The organism is Pseudomonas sp. GW823-FHT05G12, assembly GCF_058795575.1.
In genome coordinates, this window is the sequence record NZ_CM179501.1 from 755,814 (window position 1) to 777,201 (window position 21,388).

Annotated in this window: 21 protein-coding genes and 5 tRNA genes; 14 read left to right on the forward strand and 12 right to left on the reverse strand. The window is 63.0% G+C overall.

Features of this window, described 5'->3' with window-relative positions:
• Position 1: 1 nt before the first annotated feature.
• A complete protein-coding gene (gene ispH, locus AC3RCM_RS03455) occupies positions 2-949 on the forward strand; it encodes a 4-hydroxy-3-methylbut-2-enyl diphosphate reductase (RefSeq protein WP_010951872.1) in 948 nt (315 codons plus the stop codon).
• Positions 950-1,025: 76 nt separating this feature from the next.
• Here ispH and AC3RCM_RS03460 read toward each other — a convergent pair whose 3' ends face one another.
• The gene (locus AC3RCM_RS03460) at positions 1,026-1,508 is read right to left on the reverse strand and encodes a GspH/FimT family pseudopilin (protein WP_010951873.1); all 483 of its coding nucleotides are present in this window, start codon (positions 1,506-1,508) and stop codon (positions 1,026-1,028) included.
• Positions 1,509-1,617: 109 nt separating this feature from the next.
• Between AC3RCM_RS03460 and AC3RCM_RS03465 the strand changes: the two genes are divergently transcribed.
• Genes AC3RCM_RS03465 through thiO form a run of 5 tightly spaced genes read left to right on the forward strand, consistent with a single transcriptional unit; the run spans position 1,618 to position 4,439 of the window.
• Entirely contained in the window at positions 1,618-1,800 is a 183-nt protein-coding gene (locus AC3RCM_RS03465) for a prepilin-type N-terminal cleavage/methylation domain-containing protein (RefSeq protein ID WP_020192262.1), read from the forward strand.
• Entirely contained in the window at positions 1,797-2,435 is a 639-nt protein-coding gene (locus AC3RCM_RS03470; protein WP_492629373.1) for a PilW family protein, read from the forward strand. The genes AC3RCM_RS03465 and AC3RCM_RS03470 overlap by 4 nt, the downstream gene beginning before the upstream one ends.
• Entirely contained in the window at positions 2,432-2,896 is a 465-nt protein-coding gene (locus AC3RCM_RS03475) for a hypothetical protein (RefSeq protein ID WP_492629374.1), read from the forward strand. The genes AC3RCM_RS03470 and AC3RCM_RS03475 overlap by 4 nt, the downstream gene beginning before the upstream one ends.
• Before the next feature lies 1 nt (position 2,897).
• Positions 2,898-3,287, forward strand: coding sequence for a type IV pilin protein (locus tag AC3RCM_RS03480; RefSeq protein ID WP_010951877.1), 390 nt, complete (start codon positions 2,898-2,900; stop codon positions 3,285-3,287).
• Positions 3,288-3,341: 54 nt separating this feature from the next.
• The gene (thiO, locus tag AC3RCM_RS03485; RefSeq protein WP_492629375.1) at positions 3,342-4,439 is read left to right on the forward strand and encodes a glycine oxidase ThiO; all 1,098 of its coding nucleotides are present in this window, start codon (positions 3,342-3,344) and stop codon (positions 4,437-4,439) included.
• Between the two features lie 76 nt (positions 4,440-4,515).
• On the opposite strand, the gene AC3RCM_RS03490 is transcribed toward thiO, so the two are convergent.
• The 10 genes from AC3RCM_RS03490 to AC3RCM_RS03535 all read right to left on the reverse strand — a co-directional run bounded on the left by AC3RCM_RS03490 (position 4,516) and on the right by AC3RCM_RS03535 (position 14,419).
• Positions 4,516-5,925, reverse strand: a complete 1,410-nt coding sequence (locus AC3RCM_RS03490; protein WP_492629376.1) for an amidase — start codon at positions 5,923-5,925, stop codon at positions 4,516-4,518.
• A 1-nt stretch (position 5,926) separates the two neighbouring features.
• Entirely contained in the window at positions 5,927-7,204 is a 1,278-nt protein-coding gene (locus AC3RCM_RS03495) for a Zn-dependent hydrolase (protein ID WP_492629377.1), read from the reverse strand.
• A gap of 152 nt (positions 7,205-7,356) precedes the next feature.
• Positions 7,357-8,052, reverse strand: coding sequence for an ABC transporter ATP-binding protein (locus AC3RCM_RS03500; protein ID WP_010951881.1), 696 nt, complete (start codon positions 8,050-8,052; stop codon positions 7,357-7,359).
• Complete coding sequence (locus AC3RCM_RS03505; RefSeq protein WP_012051121.1) at positions 8,052-8,804, reverse strand: ABC transporter ATP-binding protein; 753 nt, start codon at positions 8,802-8,804, stop codon at positions 8,052-8,054. The genes AC3RCM_RS03500 and AC3RCM_RS03505 overlap by 1 nt, the downstream gene beginning before the upstream one ends.
• Entirely contained in the window at positions 8,804-9,823 is a 1,020-nt protein-coding gene (locus tag AC3RCM_RS03510; protein WP_492629378.1) for a branched-chain amino acid ABC transporter permease, read from the reverse strand. The genes AC3RCM_RS03505 and AC3RCM_RS03510 overlap by 1 nt, the downstream gene beginning before the upstream one ends.
• 1 nt (position 9,824) lies before the next feature.
• A complete protein-coding gene (locus AC3RCM_RS03515) occupies positions 9,825-10,685 on the reverse strand; it encodes a branched-chain amino acid ABC transporter permease (protein WP_266023721.1) in 861 nt (286 codons plus the stop codon).
• Between the two features lie 65 nt (positions 10,686-10,750).
• The gene (locus AC3RCM_RS03520) at positions 10,751-11,953 is read right to left on the reverse strand and encodes an ABC transporter substrate-binding protein (protein WP_003247562.1); all 1,203 of its coding nucleotides are present in this window, start codon (positions 11,951-11,953) and stop codon (positions 10,751-10,753) included.
• A gap of 90 nt (positions 11,954-12,043) precedes the next feature.
• Entirely contained in the window at positions 12,044-12,808 is a 765-nt protein-coding gene (locus AC3RCM_RS03525) for a FadR/GntR family transcriptional regulator (RefSeq protein WP_020192253.1), read from the reverse strand.
• Between the two features lie 266 nt (positions 12,809-13,074).
• Entirely contained in the window at positions 13,075-13,305 is a 231-nt protein-coding gene (locus tag AC3RCM_RS03530; protein ID WP_014589594.1) for a PP0621 family protein, read from the reverse strand.
• 94 nt (positions 13,306-13,399) lie between these two features.
• Positions 13,400-14,419 (reverse strand): outer membrane protein assembly factor BamD, encoded by a 1,020-nt coding sequence (locus tag AC3RCM_RS03535; protein WP_064492474.1) that lies wholly within the window; start codon positions 14,417-14,419, stop codon positions 13,400-13,402.
• 147 nt (positions 14,420-14,566) lie between these two features.
• Here AC3RCM_RS03535 and rluD point away from each other — a divergent pair, with 147 nt between their 5' ends.
• From rluD to AC3RCM_RS03575, 8 genes are all read left to right on the forward strand, one after another.
• Positions 14,567-15,529, forward strand: a complete 963-nt coding sequence (rluD, locus tag AC3RCM_RS03540) for a 23S rRNA pseudouridine(1911/1915/1917) synthase RluD (protein WP_003247554.1) — start codon at positions 14,567-14,569, stop codon at positions 15,527-15,529.
• Entirely contained in the window at positions 15,526-16,266 is a 741-nt protein-coding gene (gene pgeF / locus AC3RCM_RS03545; protein ID WP_010951886.1) for a peptidoglycan editing factor PgeF, read from the forward strand. Before rluD ends, pgeF begins: the two co-directional genes overlap by 4 nt.
• Positions 16,267-16,515: 249 nt before the next feature.
• Positions 16,516-19,080 (forward strand): ATP-dependent chaperone ClpB, encoded by a 2,565-nt coding sequence (clpB, locus tag AC3RCM_RS03550; protein WP_010951887.1) that lies wholly within the window; start codon positions 16,516-16,518, stop codon positions 19,078-19,080.
• Positions 19,081-19,442: 362 nt separating this feature from the next.
• A tRNA-Asn gene (locus AC3RCM_RS03555) sits at positions 19,443-19,518 on the forward strand.
• A gap of 4 nt (positions 19,519-19,522) precedes the next feature.
• A tRNA-Pro gene (locus AC3RCM_RS03560) sits at positions 19,523-19,599 on the forward strand.
• Positions 19,600-19,605: 6 nt separating this feature from the next.
• Positions 19,606-19,681: transfer RNA gene (locus AC3RCM_RS03565), tRNA-Lys, on the forward strand.
• 47 nt (positions 19,682-19,728) lie between these two features.
• Positions 19,729-19,805 (forward strand) — tRNA-Pro (locus AC3RCM_RS03570).
• A 5-nt stretch (positions 19,806-19,810) separates the two neighbouring features.
• A tRNA-Lys gene (locus tag AC3RCM_RS03575) sits at positions 19,811-19,886 on the forward strand.
• A 191-nt stretch (positions 19,887-20,077) separates the two neighbouring features.
• Here the strand turns inward: AC3RCM_RS03575 and AC3RCM_RS03580 are convergent.
• Positions 20,078-21,373 carry an NAD(P)/FAD-dependent oxidoreductase gene (locus tag AC3RCM_RS03580; RefSeq protein ID WP_003247549.1) on the reverse strand — a complete coding sequence of 432 codons (1,296 nt, stop codon included), beginning with the start codon at positions 21,371-21,373 and terminating at the stop codon, positions 20,078-20,080.
• Positions 21,374-21,388 lie beyond the last annotated feature (15 nt).

Sequence of the window (21,388 nt, forward strand, 5' to 3'; positions counted from 1 at the left end):
CATGCAAATCAAACTCGCCAACCCTCGCGGCTTCTGCGCCGGGGTCGACCGGGCGATCGAGATCGTCAACCGCGCGCTGGAAGTCTTCGGCCCGCCGATCTATGTGCGCCACGAAGTGGTGCACAACAAGTTCGTGGTGGAAGACTTGCGTAACCGCGGCGCCATCTTTGTCGAAGAGCTGGACCAGGTGCCGGACGATGTCATCGTCATCTTCAGTGCCCACGGTGTTTCCCAGGCCGTGCGCCAGGAAGCTGCTGGCCGTGGCCTGAAAGTGTTCGATGCCACTTGCCCGCTGGTGACCAAGGTTCACATCGAAGTGGCCAAGTACAGCCGCGATGGCCGTGAGTGCATTCTCATCGGCCACGAAGGGCACCCGGAAGTCGAAGGCACCATGGGCCAGTACGATGCCAGCAACGGCGGCGCCATCTACCTTGTCGAAGACGAGGAAGATGTGGCCAACCTGCAGGTGCGCGACCCGGACCACCTGGCTTTCGTCACCCAGACAACACTGTCGATGGACGACACCAGCCGCGTCATCGATGCGCTGCGTGCGCGCTTCCCGAACATCGGCGGCCCGCGCAAGGACGACATCTGCTACGCCACCCAGAACCGCCAGGATGCCGTCAAGCAACTGGCCGGCGAGAGCGACGTGGTGCTGGTGGTCGGCAGCCCGAACAGTTCCAACTCCAACCGTTTGCGTGAGCTGGCTGAGCGCATGGGCACCCCGGCCTACCTGATCGACGGTGCCGAGGACCTGCAACGCGGCTGGTTTGACCAGGCCGCGCGCATCGGCATCACCGCCGGTGCTTCTGCGCCCGAAGTGCTGGTGCGTGGCGTGATCGAACAGCTCAAGGCCTGGGGCGCCACTGGCGCTGAAGAGCTGGACGGGCGCGAAGAGAACATCACCTTTTCAATGCCCAAAGAGCTGCGGGTTCGCTCGCTGATCTGACGGGCAGCACCGCCGCCAATGCAGGGGCTGCTTTGCAGCCCTTGCGCGACACAAGACCGCTCCTGCAATGACCGCGCTAGCAGCGGTCATTGCTCAGGTCCTCCGTAAGCAACCTGACTCTGCCGCTTGATGCCAGCACCACCTGATATCGGCTGCGAGCAGCGGCGCGTTCGCACATTTCCAGTTTTGCGCCCAACCAGCTGTTGCCCGACGTCATGGGCACGCCCAGCGCACTGAATTTGAACTGCTCACCGCGATTGCTGGTTATTTTCAGCGGCTTTGAAAGGCGCTGTTCGCGCAGCACCTGCCGGTTATGCTCCAGCACTACCCGCCACCCATTCCCCCAATTACCGTCCAGCGCCAGCACCAGCACCGGCTGACCCTGCAACAGCGCATGGCTGCGTGCACTGCGCAGCGCCTGCGCCAGATCACGGGCAGCCGCCGCCCGGTGCAGGTCATCGCTCATTCGGGCGTAGGCCGGCATGCCCAGTTGGGTCAGCAAGACCGCCACGGCCAAGGCCGACAACATTTGTATCAGTGTTACGCCGCGTTGCTTCACCGTGCATTCCTCCCTGGACGTGCTTGGCTATAGCTTCCTGGCGGCTGGACAAGAGGTCCAGTCGCCCAAGTTGAAAGCAATGACGGGAAAAGTCGCAGGAGGCGCAGGGATGCATGCAAGGCAAGGGGGCATGACGCTTCTGGAAGTGCTGTTGGCGGTTGTGGTCGTGGCCGCAGGCCTGTTCGCAACGGCTGCTATGCAGTTGCAGGCATTGCAGGCTGCGGACAGCGCGCGCCGGGATGGACAGGCGGCGATGGCGCTGCACAGCGAACATGAGCGCAGGCGGCGATGAGGCGCTGCCATACAGGGTTTGGGTTGCTTGAGATGGTGGTGGCGCTGGCGATCGGATTGATGCTGCTGGCGGCGGCCAGTCAGCTTTTTGTCTCTGCGCACCAGACTTGGCGCCTGCAAAGTACGGCAGTGCGCATGCAGGATTCTGCGCGGCTTGCGTTGCTGCGCATGGCGCAGGATATCCGCATGGCCGGGATGTTCGGTTGCCTGCGCCTGGGCCCAGACGACTTTCTGATCCCAGGCGCGGAGCAGGCCTTTGCCCGGCCCTTGGCGAACGGCCCGTCAAGTTTGAGCCTGGTTGTCGCTGAGTTACCAGGATATGCCGGCGACCCCGACTGGACCTTGCTGACAAACTGTATCGACACGGTGGAGGTACACAAGGAGCGCGCGCAAGGGACTGACAAGCTTATGGCTTTGCCTTTCAGCCGGCATCGCTATGTTCACGTTGGAAGTACGCTTTACTTCGAGCGGCGCGGCCGCAATCAGCCCTTGGTCGATCACGTGCGCGAACTGCGTGTGGTGCAGGTGGCTGGAGAGCGGATCGATCTTCAGCTGACATTGTATGAGCCGACCTTGCAGCTTGAGCAGCACCATGCGCTGAGCGTGGCATTGCGCAACCCGGTTCCGGATTCATGAACCGCCAGCGGGGTATTGTCCTGTTGTTGGCGTTGGTGCTCAGCGTCCTGCTGGGCCTGCTTGCCACATCTGCCCTGCGCGACGCGCTGGTGGAAACGCGAATGACCGGCTACCTGAGCGATGGCCTGATGGCGCTGGAAGAGGCAGAGGCCACTTTGCTGGCCGGGGTACGCGAACTTGAACGGGCGCCCCCTGACGTTTGTAACGCGTGCCTGCCACCGCCCAGGCCGCACGATCTGGTTGGGCAGTGGCAAGGTACCCAGACCGGCTTTTTCCAGCTGCAGAACCTGGGTGTCAGCGAACGTGCCGCGCACATGCCCGAAGGGCAGCCGGTTAGCCTGTTCCGGATTACCGCCGTCAGCAAGCAAAGCCGCTCTCGGCATGTGCTGGAAGCGGTCTACGCCGTGGCCGGCAATCAAACCCAACGCATCACCTGGCGGCAAAGATTGCGAGGAGACTGACATGCAGCAAGGCTTGAGCCTGATCGAGTTGTTGATTGTGCTGGCCGTGACCGGCATTCTGGCAGCCATTGCCTACCCCAGTTACAGCGACCAGCTTCGGCGAGCCGCGCGCAGCGAAGTGGTTGGCCTGCTGCATGATGCCGCCCTGCGCCTGGAGCGCCACCGCGTGCGCACTGGCCAATACGCCGAGGGCGACCTGGTCTTGCCCGAAGGTACCCGCTACTACAGCCTTCAGGCCCAGCGCGACAGTGACACCTTCACGCTGCGCGCCCGGCGGCTACCGCATGGGCTGATGGCACAGGATGGCTGTGGCGATTTCCAGCTCGACCAGGCTGGCGTGCAGCACAATCCGGGCGCCGTTGAGCACAGCACGCACTGTTGGGGAAGTTGAAGGTTCAATGATGCCCGGTGCATCGCGGTTTTACTTCAGGTGTTGGATCGACAGATGAGCAAGCAAGTAGTGGTGGTTGGCGGCGGGGTGATCGGCCTGCTGACGGCATTCAACCTGGCAGCCAAGGTCGGCCAGGTGGTGGTGTGCGATCAGGGCGAGGTTGGCCGAGAGTCGTCCTGGGCTGGCGGAGGCATTGTCTCGCCGTTGTACCCGTGGCGCTACAGCCCCGCCGTGACCGCTCTGGCGCATTGGTCGCAGGACTTTTATCCCCAGCTGGGCGAGCGTCTGTTCGCCAGCACCGGCGTCGACCCGGAAGTTCACACCACCGGGCTGTACTGGCTCGACCTGGACGACGAGGCCGAAGCGTTGGCCTGGGCCGCGCGCGAGCAGCGGCCGCTGAGTGCCGTGGATATTTCGGCGGCCTACGATGCGGTGCCGGTGCTGGGCCCGGGCTTCAAGCAGGCCATCTACATGGCTGGCGTGGCCAATGTGCGCAACCCACGCTTGGTCAAGTCGCTGAAAGCAGCGTTGCTGGCGCTGCCGAACGTGAGCTTGCGCGAACACTGCCAGATCACCGGCTTCGTGCAGGAAAAGGGGCGCGTGACCGGTGTACAGACGGCAGATGGGGTACTGGCGGCGGATGAGGTTGTGCTCAGCGCAGGCGCCTGGAGTGGTGACCTGTTGCGTACCCTTGGCCTTGAACTGCCGGTGGAGCCCGTGAAGGGCCAGATGATCCTGTTCAAGTGCGCTGAAGACTTCTTGCCGAGCATGGTGCTGGCCAAGGGGCGCTATGCAATCCCGCGACGTGACGGGCACATTCTGGTAGGGAGCACGCTGGAACACGCCGGGTATGACAAGACCCCGACCGGGGATGCGCTGGAAAGCCTGAAAGCATCGGCGGTGGAGTTGTTGCCAGAGCTTGAAGGCGCGACAGTGGTGGCGCACTGGGCGGGACTGCGGCCGGGGTCGCCAGAAGGCATCCCTTATATTGGGCCTGTGCCAGGGCATGAAGGGTTGTGGCTGAACTGCGGGCATTATCGCAATGGGCTGGTGCTGGCGCCGGCTTCGTGCCAGCTGTTTACCGATTTGCTGACAGGGGCCGAGCCGATTATCGACCCGGCGCCGTATGCGCCAGAAGGGCGTTTGGGCTGAGGACCTCTTCGCGGGTAAACCCGCTCCTACGAGAGCGGGTTCACCCGCGAAAGGGCCGCAGAAACCAACACAGATTTCAGCCAGTAATCGGTGCTTGCAGGTGCCGGGTCGGATAATGCTGCTCATACACCTTGCACACCCGCAGCACTTGCTCATCGGCAAAGCGCCCGGCCACCACCTGCAGGCCCACCGGCAACCCCTCGCGGGTGAACCCGCAGGGTACCGAGGCCGCCGGCTGTTGGGTCAGGTTGAACGGATAGCTGAACGGCGTCCACTCCATCCATTGCGCCATCCCCGACCCAGGCGGCACGTTGTGTCCGGCCTCGAACGCCACCAACGGCAGCATCGGCGATACCAGCACGTCATATCGCTGATGAAAGGCATTCATCTTCGCAATCAATTCTGCCCGTGCCTCAAGCGCCTGGGTGTATTCGCCGAGGCTGATCTGTGCACCTTGTTCGGCAATCCAGCGCAGCCCCGGGTCAAGCAACGCTTTCTGCTCATCGCTCAAGGCACTTGCCAACCGCGCCGCACCGGCAAACCACAGGGTGTTGAAGGTTTCCAGCGGGTCGCTGAAGCCCGGGTCCACTTCCTCTACCTGCGCACCCAGCCGCGCCAGGCGCTGCACCGCTTGCGCCACCAGTGCCTGGATCTGTGGGTCGACCTGCACGTAACCGAAGTTGGCGCTGTAGGCGATGCGTAGGCCGCTCAGATCTTGCTGCTGGCTGAGCCACGGCGCCTGCCGGGGTGCGCCGGCCAAACCGTCGCGGGCATCGGGGCGCGCTACGCAGTCAAGCATCAGCACCGAATCGTCCACGGTACGCGTCATCGGCCCCAGGTGCGACAGCACGGTCATGGCGCTGGCCGGCCATTGCGGTACATAGCCGAAGGTCGGTTTGATGCCGAAGGTGCCGGTAAAGGCGCAGGGGATGCGAATCGAACCACCGGCATCGCTGCCCTGATGCAGCACCCCCAGGTTCAGCGCGGCGGCTGCCGCAGCACCACCAGACGAACCACCGGCAGTCAGCCTGGTATCCCAAGGGTTGCGAGTAATGCCGTAAAGCGGGTTGTCGGTCACGCCTTTCCAGCCGAACTCCGGCGTGGTGGTCTTGCCTACCAGCACTGCACCGGCTTCACGCATGAAGGCGCTGAAGGGCGCATCGATTTCCCACGGCCCGGTACCCGAGGTAGTACGCGAGCCCTTGCGGGTAGGCATGCCGCGGGTCAGGGTCAGGTCCTTGATCGAGGCGGGTACACCATCCAGTCGGCCACAGGGTTGGCCACGTTGCCAGCGCTGTTCGCTGGCACGGGCGGCGGCGCGGGCACCTTCGCCGTCGACATGGCAGAAGGCGTTGACCGCCGGGTTATGCAGGTCGATGCGCGCCAGCACATCCTCGACCACCTCGACGGGTGACAACTGGCGGCGCTGGTACAGTTCGAGCAGTTCGACGGCGGTGAGTTCGCCAATCGCGGTTTTCTGGGTCATTTCAACGGGCTCCCGGGTTGGCGGCCTGGAACATGGCGCGCAACAGGACGTCGCAACCATCGGCCAGGTCCTGGGGCGCGGCATTTTCGATTTCGTTGTGGCTGATGCCGCCTTCGCATGGCACGAAGATCATCCCGGCCGGGCCCAGCTCGGCGAGGAAGATTGCATCGTGACCGGCGCCGCTGACGATATCCATGTGGCTCAGGCCCAGCGCACGCGCCCCCTGGCGCACGGCATCCACACACTGCTCGGCGAAGTACAGCGGCGGGAAGTCGGCTGTCGGGGTCAGCTGATAGCTCAGGCCATGTTTCACCGTGCTGGTTTCGATGGCTGCGCGCACTTCGCTGACCATGGCGTCGAGGTGCCCAGGGTCGAGGTGGCGCAGGTCGATGGTCATGTGTACCTGGCCGGGGATAACGTTGCGCGAACCTGGATGCAGGGTCAGGCAGCCGACCGTGCCGCAGGCATGTGGTTGGTGCGCGTGAGCGACGCGGTTGACCGCAGCCACCACTTCGGCTGCGCCGACCAATGCGTCCTTGCGCAGGTGCATGGGCGTGGGGCCGGCATGCGCCTCGACACCGGTCAGTACCAGGTCGAACCATTTCTGTCCCAGGCAGCCCTGGACCACGCCGATGGTGGTGCGTTGGTCTTCCAGCACCGGGCCTTGTTCGATATGTGCTTCGAAGTAGGCGCCCACGGCATGCCCGGTAGGCACGCGTGGGCCGGCGTAGCCTATGCGCTGCAACTCAGCGCCGACCGACAGACCTTGGTCATCGACCTTGTCCAGGGTTTCCTGCAGGCCGAACTTACCGGCAAACACGCCCGAGCCCATCATGCAGGGCGGGAAGCGCGAACCTTCTTCGTTGGTCCATACCACCACTTCCAGCGGGGCTTCGGTGGTCAGGTGCAGGTCGTTGAGCGTGCGCATCACTTCGAGGCCGGCCATGACGCCGTAGCAGCCATCGAACTTGCCGCCGGTGGGTTGGGTGTCGATGTGGCTGCCGGTCATGATGGGCGGCAGGGCAGGGTTGCGCCCGGGGCGGCGTGCGAAGATATTGCCGATGGCGTCGACGCTGACCGTGCAGCCGGCCTCTTCGCACCAGTGGACGAACAGGTCGCGCGCCTGGCGGTCGAGGTCGGTCAGGGCCAGGCGGCATACGCCACCCTTGGCGGTGGCGCCGAGTTGGGCCAGGTCCATCAATGATTGCCACAGGCGCTCGCGGTTGATCAGAGGGCCTTGGCCGAGCAGGTGCTGCGAGGGATCGATGCGGGTGTTCATGGTTCATCTCTCCTGAAATTACTGGGTTGCTTGTACCGGCCTATTCGCGGGTGAACCCGCTCCTACAAAGGCCTCGCAGGGCTGAGGGTGGTGACACCTTTGTGGGCGCGGGTTTACCCGCGAAAGGGCCGGTACAGGTAAGCACGGTCGGGTCAGGCGCTAAGGGCCAGGTACCGGTTCTTGATGCTCGGGTCCTCGCGGAACTGCGCCGCACTGCCCTGGTAAGCGACGCGGCCCTGCTCCAGCACATAGTGGCGATCAGCAAGGGCATCGCAGACCATCAGGTTCTGCTCTACCAGCAGGATCGACAGCCCTTCGTCCTTGATCCGTCGCAGGATCTTCACCAGTTCATCGACAATCACCGGGGCCAGGCCCTCGGTGGGTTCGTCGAGGATCAGCAGCCTGGGGCCGTTGAGCAGGGCGCGGGCGATGGCCAACATTTGCTGCTCGCCACCGGACAGGGCGAAACCACCGTTGCGGCGCCGCTCCTTCAGGCGCGGGAACATGCTGTAGACGTCCTCCAGCTGCCAGCGGCTGGTCTTGCGCACGGCAATCTTCAGGTTCTCCTCCACGCTGAGCTGGCGGAAAATGCCGCGGTGTTCCGGCACCAGAGCAATGCCGAGCCGGGCGATATCGAAAATTTCGCGGCCGACCAACTGCTGGCCGTTGAAGCTGATCTGCCCCTGTCGTGGGCGGACGATGCCAAGGATGCTGCGCAAGGTGGTGGTCTTGCCTGCGCCGTTGCGCCCCAGCAGCGTTACCAGTTCGCCTGCCTCGACCTTGAGCGAGACACCTTCGAGCACATGGCTCTTGTCGTAGTAGGAATGGATCGAATCGACGTTGAGCATCAGGCGGCCTCTCCAAGGTAGGCGGTGCGTACGCGCTCGTCGTTGCGCACCTGTTCAGGGGTACCCTCGACCAGGATCTGGCCGTGACTCATCACCGTGATGCGCTGGCTGATCGACATGACAATGCTCATGTTGTGCTCGATCAGTAGCACGGTATGGTCGCGGCCAAGATCGCTGATCAGGTCGGTCATCACCGGGATGTCGTCGATGCCCATGCCCGAAGTGGGTTCGTCGAGCATCAGCAGGGTGGGCTTGGCGCAGATCGACATGCCCACTTCCAGCACCCTTTGCTGGCCGTGCGACAGCTCGCCCGCCAGGGTTTCGGCACGGGCGCTCAGTTTCAGGCGCTCCAGCACCTGGTCGGCGGTGTTCCAGTGGCTGCGCTTGTGCTCGACGCTGCGCCAAAAGTTCAGCGCGCCCAGGCCATCACGGCCCTGGGCTGCCAGGCGCAGGTTCTCGCGCACTGACAGGTTCTGGAACAGGCTGGTGAGCTGGAACGAGCGCGCCATGCCAAGCGCCACGCGCCCGTGGGACGGCTTGCGAATGATGTCCTGGCCATTGAACAGGATCTTGCCGGCCGTGGCCTGACGTTCGCCGGTCAGGCAGTGGAACAGGCTGGTCTTGCCGGCGCCGTTGGGGCCGATAATGGTGTGGATGGTGCCGGCTCGCACTTTGAGGTCAACGCCCGCGACCGCCTTGAACGGCCCGTAGGCCAGCTCCAGCTGGCGGGTTTCCAGGAGGTAGTCGCTCATCACAGGGTCTCCTTGGTCTTGCCCTGGGGTTTGTCATCGGCATTGCGCGTGGCCAGCAGGCGCTTGCCCAGTTCGGTCAGGCCGCCCCACAGGCCGCCACGCATGAACACCACCACCAGAATCAGGATCACCCCCAGCAGCATCAGCCAGCGTGGCCAAAGCTCCGACAGCACGTCACCCAGCAGCACGATGGCGCCGGCCCCCAGCAGCGAGCCGAACAGTGAGCCGGTGCCGCCGACGATGGTCATGATCAGGATGTTCTCGCTCATCATCAGGTCGATGTTCGACAGCGGCGCAAAGTGCAGCAGCATGGCGTACAGCGCCCCGGCGATGCCGGTGATGGCGCCCGACAGCATGAACACAAGTATCTTGAAATGGCGGGTGTCGTAGCCGATGGCGGCGGCGCGGGTCTCGTTCTCGCGGATAGCCAGCAGGGTGCTGCCGAATGGCGAACGGATCACCCGCAGGGCTGCGGCGAAGATCAACAGGAACAGCACCGCGACGAACACATAGAAGTGCCGCGGATCGGCCAGGTCGACCAGCACATGGCCGGCGACTTCGATATTCGGCCGTGGCACATCAAGCAGGCCGTTGTCACCGCCGGTCCAGCCGCTGAGGGTATAGGCCAGGAAGTAGGCCATCTGGCTGAAAGCCAGGGTCAGCATGACGAAGTAGATGCCCGTGCGACGGATCGCCAGTGCGCCCACCAGCAGCGCGAGGAGGGCGCCGAACACAGCTGCGCCAAGCAGCGCGGCGAACATGCCCCACTGCAGGTGGATCATCAGCAGCGCTGCGCCATAGGCGCCCACGCCAAAGAAGATGCCTTGGCCGAACGACAGCAGTCCGGTGTAGCCGAGCAGCAGGTTGCAGGCCAGTGCGGCCATGGCAAAGATCAGGATCTCGGTGGCCAGGGTGGCCGAGGGCAGCAACAGCGGCAGCGCCACCAGGCTGGCAACTACCAGCGACAGCAGCGCCGGGGCGCGGCCCTTGGCGACTGGCAATGGGTTTTTCTCGCTCATCTCAGGCTCTCCCGAACAGGCCGTAGGGACGGACCAGAATCACTGCTGCCATGGCGCCGTAGATCATCAGGCTGGCGCCTTGCGGCCAGAGACTGGTCATCATGCTTTGCACCACACCCACCAGCAGGCCGCCAACCAGCGCCCCGCCGAACGACCCCATGCCGCCAATCACCACCACCACGAAGGCAATGCCGAGGATTTCCGGGCCGACGAAGGGCTGGGCGCCCCGTAGCGGCGCAAACAGCACACCCGCCACACCCGCCAGGCCCACGCCCAGGGCGAATGTCAGGGAGAACAGGCGGAAAATGTTGGTGCCCAACAGCGACACGGTTTCGGTGCTTTCGCTACCGGCCCGCACCAGTGCGCCGAAACGGGTGCGTTCCAGCAGCAGCCACAGGCCAGTACCGATCAGCGCTGCGAAGCCGATCAGGAACAAGCGGTAGTAGGGGTAGATGAAGTCGCCGAGTATCAGCACCCCACGCAGTTCGGGTGGCACGGCAATGTTCTTGCCCACCGGGCCCCAGATCAGCACCGACGCTTCCTGGATTATCAGCGCGATGCCGAGGGTGACGAGGATCTGGAAGGTGTGCGGCAGGTGGTAGATGCGTTTGATCAACAGGCGCTCGACCGCCCAGGCCAGCGCGGCCACCACCAGTGGCGCAATCAGCAGCGCCAGCCAGAAGTTGCCGGTGACGGCCACGGCGGTGTAGCACAGGTAGGCGCCCAGCAAGAAAAACGCGCCGTGGGCGAAGTTGACGAAGTTCAGCAGGCCGAAAATGATCGTTAGGCCTACGGCGATGAGGAAGTAGATCATCCCCAGGCCCAGGCCGTTGAGCAGTTGGAACAGGTACAAATCGAGCATGAGCGTGCCCTCGACAGCGCGCCGGGCGGCTGCCTGTACAAGTGTTTGTGACTAACGCCGCAGCTTCAGGCCAGGGCGCAACCGGTGTGATCGACCTCGACGAACGAGCGGCCCGAACTGATGACTTCGGCCAGGTCGTCCTCGTCGCGCATCTGCCCCTGGGGCTTGCCGCGCAGCAGGTAGTAGTCCTTGAGCACCTGGTGGTCACCCGGGCGGATCAGTTCTTCGCCGGTCGGGCCCTGGAAGCGCATGCCCTGCAATGCCGCAGACACGGCGGCCCCGTCCAGGCTGCCGGCCTTGACGATGGCTTCGAGCATCACCTTGGTGCCGATGTAGTCGGCGGCCAGCGGATAGTTGGGGTTGATGCCATAGGCCTTGCGGGTGGCGGCGACCAACTGTTTGTTCAGCGGGGTGTCGACCTGGTGCCAGTACTGCGCACCCAGGTACACGCCCTCGAGCACGTCGCTGCCCAGCTCCTGGAACTGGTCGAGGCCGGCAGACCACACCATCAGCACTTTCATGCGGTCCTTGATGCCGAAGTTGACCGCCTGGCGCAGGGCGTTGGAGGCCTGGCTACCGAAGTTGAGCAGCACCAGTACGTCTGGCTTGGCGGCGATGGCGTTGGTCAGGTAGCCGGAAAATTCCTGCTCCTGCAGCGAGTGGTAGCTGTTGCCGATGTGTTCCACGCCGAGCTCGGCGAACACTTTGCGGGCGTTGTCCAGCAGGGCATCGCCGAATACGTATTGCGGGGTGATGGTGTACCAGCGCTTGGCCTGGGGCAGCTGGCGGCTCATCGGCACCAGGGTTTCGCGGATGGCACCATAGGTGGGCACCGACCAGCGGAAGGTTGAGGCATTGCAGTCCTTGCCGGTGATTTCGTCGGCGCCCACAGGCGTCATGAACACGCCGCCGGCTTTGTGGATTTCCTTGGACACCGCCAGTGCCGAAGACGACAGGGTGCACCCCTGGAAGAAGCGTGCGCCATCCTGGCCGATGGCTTCCTGCACCTTGCGCACCGCCTTGCCGGCGTTGCCTTCGGTGTCGATGACTTTGTACTTGAGCGGGTGGCCGAGCAACTGTGGGTGCTCGGCGATGGCCAGGCGCGAGCCCATGTCGGCGTACTTGCCGTAGCTGGCGAAGGCCCCCGACATGGACTTGAGCCCATAGAAGGTCAGCGGTTGGTCGGCGAATGCCCGGTGTGCCCCCAAGGGGAGGCTACCTAAGGCACCTAGGGCAAGGCCTGCCTTGAGCAGGGTACGTCTTTGCATGAGTAACTCCTTGTTTGTGGTTATTAGGCAGGAGTGGCAATGACAAAGCGGGTACGGCCGGGCCTGTGTGCAGGCCTCTTTACAGGCGCATCAGTGGTGGTGATCGAACTCCAGCAGGAAGTTGCGGGCAACCTCGCCTTCCAGCGCGGTCATGTGGTGCTCGGCGTCGCACATGTGTTCGTGCATCAGCCGGCGTACGGCGGGTTCGTCGCTGGCGCGCAAGGCGGTCAGCAGTTGCTTGTGGTAGTCGATGTTGGCGGCGGCGAACTGCTGGCGCTTGGGCAGGTAGGCCTTTTTCAGCACCACCAGGTCGCGCAGCAGGTCGTTGAGGAACACCGCCATGAAACGCAGCAACGGGTTGGGGCAGCGGTTGGCCAGCAGGGTGTGGAATTCAAGCTCCGCCAGGCGCTGCTCACGCTGGCCTTCTTCGCTGTCTTCCGGCGCGCTGCAGAAGTCGATGTTGGCCTGCAGCGCGGCGTAATCGGCTTCGCTCAGCTTGCCCATCACCGACACCGCCAGTTCTACCTCGATGACTTTGCGCAGCTGGTACACCTGTTCGCCGTCCAGGTGCTGAAAGTGCAGGTAGTTGCGCAGTGCGCGGCTGGCTGGTTCGGTGCCCACTTCGTTCAGGTAGGCGCCCCCGGTCGGGCCGGTGCGGGTGCTGACCAGGCCTTCGACTTCGAGCGCCTTGAGGGCTTCGCGGGCGGTGCCCTTGGAGCATTCGAAATGCTCCATCAGCTCACGCTCGGTAGGCAGGCGGTCGCCGGGGTGCAGCGCTTCGGTGACGATCGAGCGCTTGACTGATTCGACGATCACATCGGACAGCTTCTGGCGCTTGCGTTTGGGTTTGAGCATTTCGCTATTTTTCATATTTATGCGGATAAATAGGATTTAGCGAATTTTGTCCGGACGGGTCAATGCTGGCGGGGGGGAGGGGTCGTAAATGGTGTGAAAGGGTCGGGGAGGGATATGTGGAACACGAAATTGCAGATAAAAACTGTGGGAGCGGGCGTGCCCGCGAACACCGGCGAAGCCGGAGCCATACACCGTGGTGCCTGCTTCGCGGGCAAGCCCGCTCCCACAGATTTCGAATTGGTTTCAGGATTGAACAGACATCGTGTTCAGCCTTGGTGGCCAGGGCCCTGCTGCAGGTGGGCCTGGCTGCAATACCACTCATTGCCCTGCTGCAGCGCCCGGTCGTTGGGCAGGTGCACGCCGCAATGGGCACAGCGCACCATCTTCAGCGGCGCATCCAGCTTCGCCTCGGGGTGCGACTGCTGGCTGACTTTGTATTTGCGCCACAGCCAGAACGCGGCGGCGATCAGGGCGATCCAGAAAAGTAGGCGAACCATGATGTCCAGCTTGTCGATTGAAGAAGCCGACAGTCTAGGACGCGGCCAATAAAAAAGGGAGGCCCAAGGCCTCCCTTTCATTCACCGCTGAAGGTCAGTCGAACAGACCAAAGGTCATGTAGCTGAACCAGGAACGGTCTTTCTCGGCTTCTTTCGGGCCTTCCGGCACGATTGGGTCGCCGTTCTCGTCTTTAGGCAGCAGCTCTCGCGGCATCTCGTCGCGCGCGTCCTGGAACTGCTTGACCACGTCCTGGTTGGCGCGGGTTTCGCCTGGCGGCAGCGGGGTTTCGGTTTCGATCAGGCCCAAGGTGGCCTTGGACAGCCAGCCGCGGCCGTCAGACTCGGTCTGCTTGGGCTGGAACTCGCCATCGACCAGGCTCGGGTGGCCTGGGTAGTTGAGCTTGAGGGTTTCCAGGCTCGTGGCGGCCAGTTCGTCCAGGTGCAGCTTCTGGTACGACTCGACCATCACCGCCAGGCCGTCACCGACAGACGGGGTTTCCTGGAAGTTTTCGACCACGTAGCGGCCACGGTTGGCAGCCGCTACATAAGCCTGGCGGCTCAGGTAGTAGTCGGCCACGTGGATTTCGTACGAAGCCAGCAGGTTGCGCAGGTAGATCATGCGCTGCTTGGCGTCTGGCGCGTAGCGGCTGTTGGGGAAGCGGCTGGTCAGCTGGGCGAACTCGTTGTACGAGTCGCGGGCGGCGCCCGGGTCACGTTTGGTCATGTCCAGCGGCAGGAAGCGCGCCAGCAGGCCACGGTCCTGGTCGAACGAGGTCAGGCCCTTGAGGTAGTAGGCGTAATCGACGTTCGGGTGCTGCGGGTGCAGGCGGATAAAGCGCTCGGCGGCCGACTTGGCGGCCTCGGGCTCGGAATTCTTGTAGTTGGCGTAGATCAGCTCGAGCTGCGCCTGATCGGCATAGCGGCCGAACGGGTAGCGCGACTCCAGGGCCTTGAGCTTGTTCACGGCGCTGGTGTAGCTGGAGTTATCCAGATCAGCCTGGGCCTGCTGGTACAGTTCGGCCTCGCTGAGGTTCTCGTCAATGACCTCTTTATTAGAGGAACAGGCCGCGGTAAGCCCGAGGATGGCGATCAGCAGCAGGTGTTTCACTCGCATGGCGGCTTGCGTCCCTTTGACGGCCGCTGTCTTGGGCGGTGCCGTCCTGTTATGATGAGCGCCCCGGCCAACCCCGGGACAAAAGAAGCCGTATTTAACCACAAGCTCGCAGCCGAAACCAAAGGCTGTGCGCCCGCCGAATCGAGCATGTCCGAGATCATTCAACTTAGCGCAGAGGTACCGTCCGAACTGGGCGGCCAACGCCTCGACCAGGTCGCCGCCCAATTGTTCGCCGAGTACTCGCGTTCGCGGCTAACTTCGTGGATCAAAGAGGGCCGCCTGACGGTCGATGGTGCAGTCGTGCGCCCTCGAGACCTTGTTCATGGTGGCTCTCTGCTTGCCCTGGAGGCCGAACAAGAGGCCCAGGGCGAGTGGATCGCAGAAGATATCGAACTGGATATCGTCTACGAAGACGACCACATCCTGGTGATCAACAAGCCTGCCGGGCTGGTTGTGCACCCGGCGGCCGGGCATGCCAGCGGCACCCTGCTCAACGCGCTGCTGCACCATGTGCCAGACATCGTCAACGTGCCGCGCGCCGGTATCGTGCACCGTCTGGACAAGGACACCACCGGCCTGATGGTGGTGGCCAAGACCCTGCAGGCGCAGACCAAGCTGGTCGAGCAGATGCAGGCCCGCAAGGTCAGCCGCATCTACGAGTGCATCGTGATTGGCGTGGTGACTGCCGGTGGCAAGATCGACGCGCCCATCGGCCGCCACGGCGGCATGCGCCAGCGCATGGCTGTAACTGACGGCGGCAAGCCGGCGGTCAGCCACTACCGCGTACTCAAGCGCTTCCGCTCGCACACCCATGTGCGGGTCAAGCTGGAAACCGGCCGTACCCACCAGATTCGCGTGCACATGGCCCACGTGGGTTTCCCACTGGTTGGTGACCAGACGTACGGCGGGCGCTTCCGTATTCCGCCCGCTGCCAGCCCGACCATGGTCGAGGCGGTCAAGACTTTCCCGCGCCAGGCGCTGCATGCGCGTTTCCTCGCCTTGGCCCACCCGATTACCGGTGAAGTCATGAAGTGGGAATCGCCACTGCCGGATGACTTCGTCTGGTTGCTGTCGCTGCTGAACCAGGACCGCGAGAGCTTCATCGGATGAGTGACCTGACGCAGGCGTTGCTGTTCCCCGACTGGCCGGCCCCGGCTTCGGTGCGCGCCTGTGTCACCACCCGTCAGGGCGGCGTCAGCCTGCCGCCCTATGAAACCTTCAACCTCGGCGACCATGTTGGGGATGACCCTGCCGCGGTCGCCGAGAACCGCCGCCGCCTGAGCGAACAGTTCACCATCCAACCGGCCTGGCTCAAGCAGGTGCATGGGCGGGTGGTGGCGGATGCCGACCCGACCGTGGTGGCCGAGGCCGATGCCAGCTGGACCCGCCAGCCTGGTATTGCCTGCACCGTGATGACCGCCGATTGCCTGCCTGCGCTGTTCTGCGACCGTGCCGGCACCCGCGTGGCGGCGGCGCATGCGGGCTGGCGCGGGCTGGCGGGTGGCGTGCTGGAAGCCACGCTGGACCGGCTGGCGCTGCCGCCAGAAGAGGTGCTGGTGTGGTTGGGGCCTGCCATCGGCCCGCAAGCGTTCGAAGTGGGGCTGGAAGTGCGTGATGCCTTTACCGCCGTGCACCCGCAAGCAGCTCGGGCATTCGTCGACGGCGAACGGCCAGGCAAGCTGTTGGCGGATATCTATGAGCTGGCGCGTATTCGCCTGGCTGCCCGTGGCGTGACTGCTGTTTATGGCGGTGGCTTGTGTACGGTCAGTGATGCGCGGTTCTTCTCCTATCGCCGTACCCCGCAGGGTGGGCGTTTTGCATCGTTGGTCTGGCTGGACCCGCGCTAGCCTGTACCGGCCTCTTCGCGGGCACGCCCGCTCCCACAGAGATTCCGCAAACGTTGAAACTGGTGGTGTACCTGTGGGGGCGAGCATGCCCGCGAATGGCCCCCGTTAATCCAACAGGTTGACTTTGGTCAACCCCGCTAAGCTTGAATCTTCCAGAATCAGCCTTATCTATAAAGTCATCTCAGGCAGGTTTCTTTATAAACAGGCGCTGTCCATCGCTCCGACCTGCCCTTTAAAGGAAGGTACACCATGCGAATAGACCGTTTAACCAGCAAGCTGCAACTTGCAATATCCGATGCCCAGTCTTTGGCCGTTGGCATGGACCACCCTGCCATCGAGCCCGTGCACCTGTTACAGGCGCTGCTCGAACAGCAGGGCGGCTCCATCAAACCGCTGCTGATGCAGGTAGGCTTCGACATCAATGGCCTGCGCCAGGGGCTGGTGAAAGAACTCGACCAACTGCCGAAAATACAGAACCCTACCGGCGACGTGAACATGTCGCAGGACTTGGCACGCCTGCTTAACCAGGCAGACCGCCTGGCACAGCAGAAGGGCGACCAGTTCATTTCCAGCGAGCTGGTGCTGTTGGCCGCCATGGACGAAAACAGCAAGCTCGGCAAGCTGCTGCTGAGCCAGGGCGTGAGCAAGAAAGCGCTGGAAAATGCCATCAACAACCTGCGTGGCGGCGCGGCAGTGAATGACGCCAACGCCGAGGAATCGCGCCAGGCGCTGGACAAATACACCGTCGACCTGACCAAGCGTGCCGAAGAGGGCAAGCTGGACCCGGTCATTGGCCGTGACGATGAAATCCGCCGCACAGTGCAGGTGCTGCAACGCCGTACCAAGAACAACCCGGTGCTGATCGGTGAGCCCGGCGTGGGTAAAACCGCCATCGCCGAAGGCCTGGCCCAGCGCATCATCAATGGTGAAGTGCCCGACGGCCTCAAAGGCAAGCGCCTGTTGGCGCTGGACATGGGCGCGCTGATTGCCGGTGCCAAGTACCGCGGTGAGTTCGAAGAGCGCTTGAAAAGCCTGCTGAACGAACTGTCCAAGCAGGAAGGCCAGATCATCCTGTTCATCGACGAACTGCACACCATGGTCGGCGCCGGCAAAGGCGAGGGCGCCATGGACGCCGGCAACATGCTCAAGCCGGCCCTGGCCCGCGGCGAGCTGCATTGCGTAGGTGCCACCACGCTGAACGAGTACCGCCAGTTCATCGAAAAGGACGCCGCCCTGGAGCGCCGCTTCCAGAAGGTGCTGGTCGAGGAGCCGAGCGAGGAAGACACCATCGCCATCCTGCGTGGCCTGAAAGAGCGCTATGAAGTGCACCACAAGGTGGCCATCACCGACGGTGCAATCATCGCTGCGGCCAAGCTCAGCCACCGCTACATTACTGACCGCCAGCTGCCGGACAAGGCCATTGACCTGATCGACGAAGCGGCCAGCCGCATCCGCATGGAGATTGACTCCAAGCCGGAAGTGCTCGACCGCCTTGATCGCCGCCTGATCCAGCTGAAGGTGGAGTCGCAGGCGCTGAAGAAAGAAGAAGACGAAGCGGCGAAAAAGCGCCTGGAGAAGCTGACCGAGGAAATCGAGCGGCTGGAGCGTGAGTATTCCGACCTGGAAGAAATCTGGGCTTCGGAGAAAGCTGAAGTGCAGGGCTCGGCGCAGATCCAGCAAAAGATCGAGCAGTCTCGCCAGGAGCTGGAAGCCGCCCGTCGCAAAGGCGACCTGAACCGCATGGCCGAACTGCAGTACGGGGTGATCCCGGACCTGGAGCGCAGCCTGCAGATGGTCGACCAGCACGGCAAGACCGACAACCAGTTGCTGCGCAACAAGGTCACCGAGGAAGAAATTGCCGAAGTGGTGTCGAAGTGGACCGGCATTCCTGTGGCCAAGATGCTCGAAGGCGAGCGTGAGAAGCTGCTGAAAATGGAAGAGCTGCTGCACCAGCGCGTGATTGGCCAGAGCGAGGCGGTAACCGCCGTAGCCAACGCCGTACGCCGCTCACGTGCCGGGCTGTCCGACCCGAACCGGCCAAGTGGTTCGTTCCTGTTCCTCGGCCCGACCGGTGTGGGCAAGACCGAACTGTGCAAGGCGCTGGCCGAGTTCCTGTTCGACACCGAAGAGGCGATGGTGCGCATCGACATGTCCGAATTCATGGAGAAGCACTCCGTAGCGCGCCTGATCGGTGCACCGCCAGGCTATGTAGGGTATGAAGAGGGCGGTTACCTGACCGAGGCCGTGCGGCGCAAGCCTTACTCGGTGGTGCTGCTGGACGAGGTGGAAAAAGCCCACCCGGATGTGTTCAACGTGCTGTTGCAGGTGCTGGAAGACGGCCGCCTGACCGACAGCCACGGGCGCACCGTGGACTTCCGCAACACCGTGATCGTGATGACCTCCAACCTGGGCTCGGCGCAGATTCAGGAACTGGTGGGTGACCGCGAGGCACAGCGTGCGGCAGTGATGGATGCGGTGGGGGCGCACTTCCGTCCGGAGTTCATCAACCGCATCGACGAAGTGGTGGTGTTCGAGCCTTTGGGCCGCGAGCAGATTGCCGGTATTACCGAAATCCAGCTCGGCCGCCTGCGCAGCCGCCTGCTGGAGCGCGAACTGTCGTTGAGCCTGAGCCCAGAGGCGTTGGACAAGCTGATTGCCGTGGGTTACGACCCGGTGTACGGCGCGCGGCCGCTGAAGCGTGCGATCCAGCGCTGGATCGAGAACCCGCTGGCGCAGCTGATTCTGGCCGGCAAGTTCCTGCCCGGTACGGCGATCACCGCCAAGGTGGAAGGCGACGAAATCGTCTTTGGCTGATTGTGTTGCACCATGAGCCCCGCGTTTGCGGGGCTTTTTTTACCCGTTGCCAATGCCGGCACAGCCCAGCTATTTCGGGCCTTTGCGCCAACCCGGGGTAACCGCCTGAAATTTTTGAAATTTTTGCTTGCATCAAATTTAGAGTGCCCCTAATATACGCCGCGTTGTCAGGCACTAAGCGAATCACCAGCAACATCGGTGATCGCAAAACAACTTACAAATCAGTAAGTTGAATGAAAAAAAGTGGTTGACAAGCAAAACGAAGAATGTAGAATAGCCGGCCTCAGCAGCGACAACGCGAAAGCGAAGAAGCTAAAGAGTCCGAAGCGAACACAGTCTTCGGAGTTGTACCGAAGTTCAGTTCCGCGATAGCTCAGTCGGTAGAGCAAATGACTGTTAATCATTGGGTCCCTGGTTCGAGTCCAGGTCGCGGAGCCAATCTCGGGGTGTAGCGCAGTCCGGTAGCGCGCCTGCTTTGGGAGCAGGATGTCAGGAGTTCGAATCCCCTCACCCCGACCATTTTCCGGGTCGTTAGCTCAGTTGGTAGAGCAGTTGGCTTTTAACCAATTGGTCGTAGGTTCGAATCCTACACGACCCACCATGTAGAAAAGGGCATCTCCAAAGAGATGCCCTTTTTTTTGAAACACTCGGGGTGTAGCGCAGTCCGGTAGCGCGCCTGCTTTGGGAGCAGGATGTCAGGAGTTCGAATCCCCTCACCCCGACCATTTTTGGGTCGTTAGCTCAGTTGGTAGAGCAGTTGGCTTTTAACCAATTGGTCGTAGGTTCGAATCCTACACGACCCACCATGAACAAAGGGCATCTCGCATGAGATGCCCTTTTTCTTTTGCCTCGAAAAATGCGCCCATCGGTGCAAATCCCACCTGCATCTATTTGCCAAACCGCCCCTTTGTAGGAGCGGGTTCACCCGCGAATACGGCAGCGCAGCCACCATCGCATTCACAGGTAAACCCGCGCCTACAGGGCATGGGGGCGCCTGTCAGTGCAACTTCAGGCGCGGCTCGGTACCCCGGCCAATCTTGCTGCCCAGCATCATCAACGCCGTGCGGAAGAACCCGTACAGCGCCATCTGGTGCATGCGGTACAGCGACACATAGAACATCCGCGCCAGCCAGCCTTCCAGCTTCACGCTGCCCATCAGGTTACCCATCAGGTTGCCCACCGCCGAGAAGCGCGACAGCGACACCAGCGAGCCATAGTCCTTGTACTCGTACGTCGGCAGGGCCTTGTTCTCCAGGCGCGCCTTCAGGCTTTGCGCCAGCATCGAAGCCTGCTGGTGCGCCGCCTGTGCGCGCGGCGGCACGTTGCGGTCGCTGCCAGGTTGCGGGCAGGCGGCGCAGTCACCGAAGGCGAAGATGTTGTCGTCGCGGGTGGTTTGCAGGGTAGGGCGCACGACCAGCTGGTTGATGCGGTTGGTTTCCAGGCCATCGATGTCCTTGAGGAAACCAGGCGCGCGGATACCGGCTGCCCACACCTTCAGGCTGGCCTGGATCACTTCACCGTCCTTGGTTTTCAGGCCGTCCTCGGTCACTTCACTGACTGCGGCGTTGGTCATCACCTTCACCCCGAGTTTTTCCAGGGTTTTGTGAACCGGTACGCTGATGCGCTCCGGCAGCGCCGGCAGAACGCGCGGGCCCGCCTCGATAAGGGTGATGTGCATGTCCTTGGGCTGGATGCGGTCCAGGCCATAGGCCGCCAGCTCGTGGGCAGCGTGGTGCAGCTCGGCCGCCAGCTCTACACCGGTGGCACCGGCGCCGACAATGGCTACGCTGATTTTCTCGCTGGCCACGTCGCCGGCGTGGGCACGCAGGTAGTGGTTCAGCAGTTGCTGGTGGAAACGCTCCGCCTGCTTGCGGGTATCCAGGAACAGGCAGTGCTGCGCTGCGCCCAGGGTGCCGAAGTCGTTGGTGTTGGAGCCCACGGCAATCACCAGGGTGTCGTAGCCCAGGGTGCGCGCAGGCAGCAGCTCGCGGCCCTCTTCGTCGAGGGTGGCAGCCAGTTGAATCTGCTTGCCTTCACGGTCCAGGCCGCTCATGCGCCCCAGCTGGAAATTGAAGTGGTTCCACTTGGCCTGAGCCACGTAGTTCAGTTCGTCTTCCGAGGAGTTCAGCGAGCCGGCGGCCACTTCGTGCAGCAGTGGCTTCCAGATGTGCGTGAGGTTGGTGTCGACCAGGGTGATTTCGGCCTGCTTGCGCTTGCCCAGGCTTTTACCCAGGCGGGTCGCCAGTTCCAGGCCGCCGGCGCCGCCGCCGACAATCACGATGCGATGAGTCATGGGAATATCTCATAA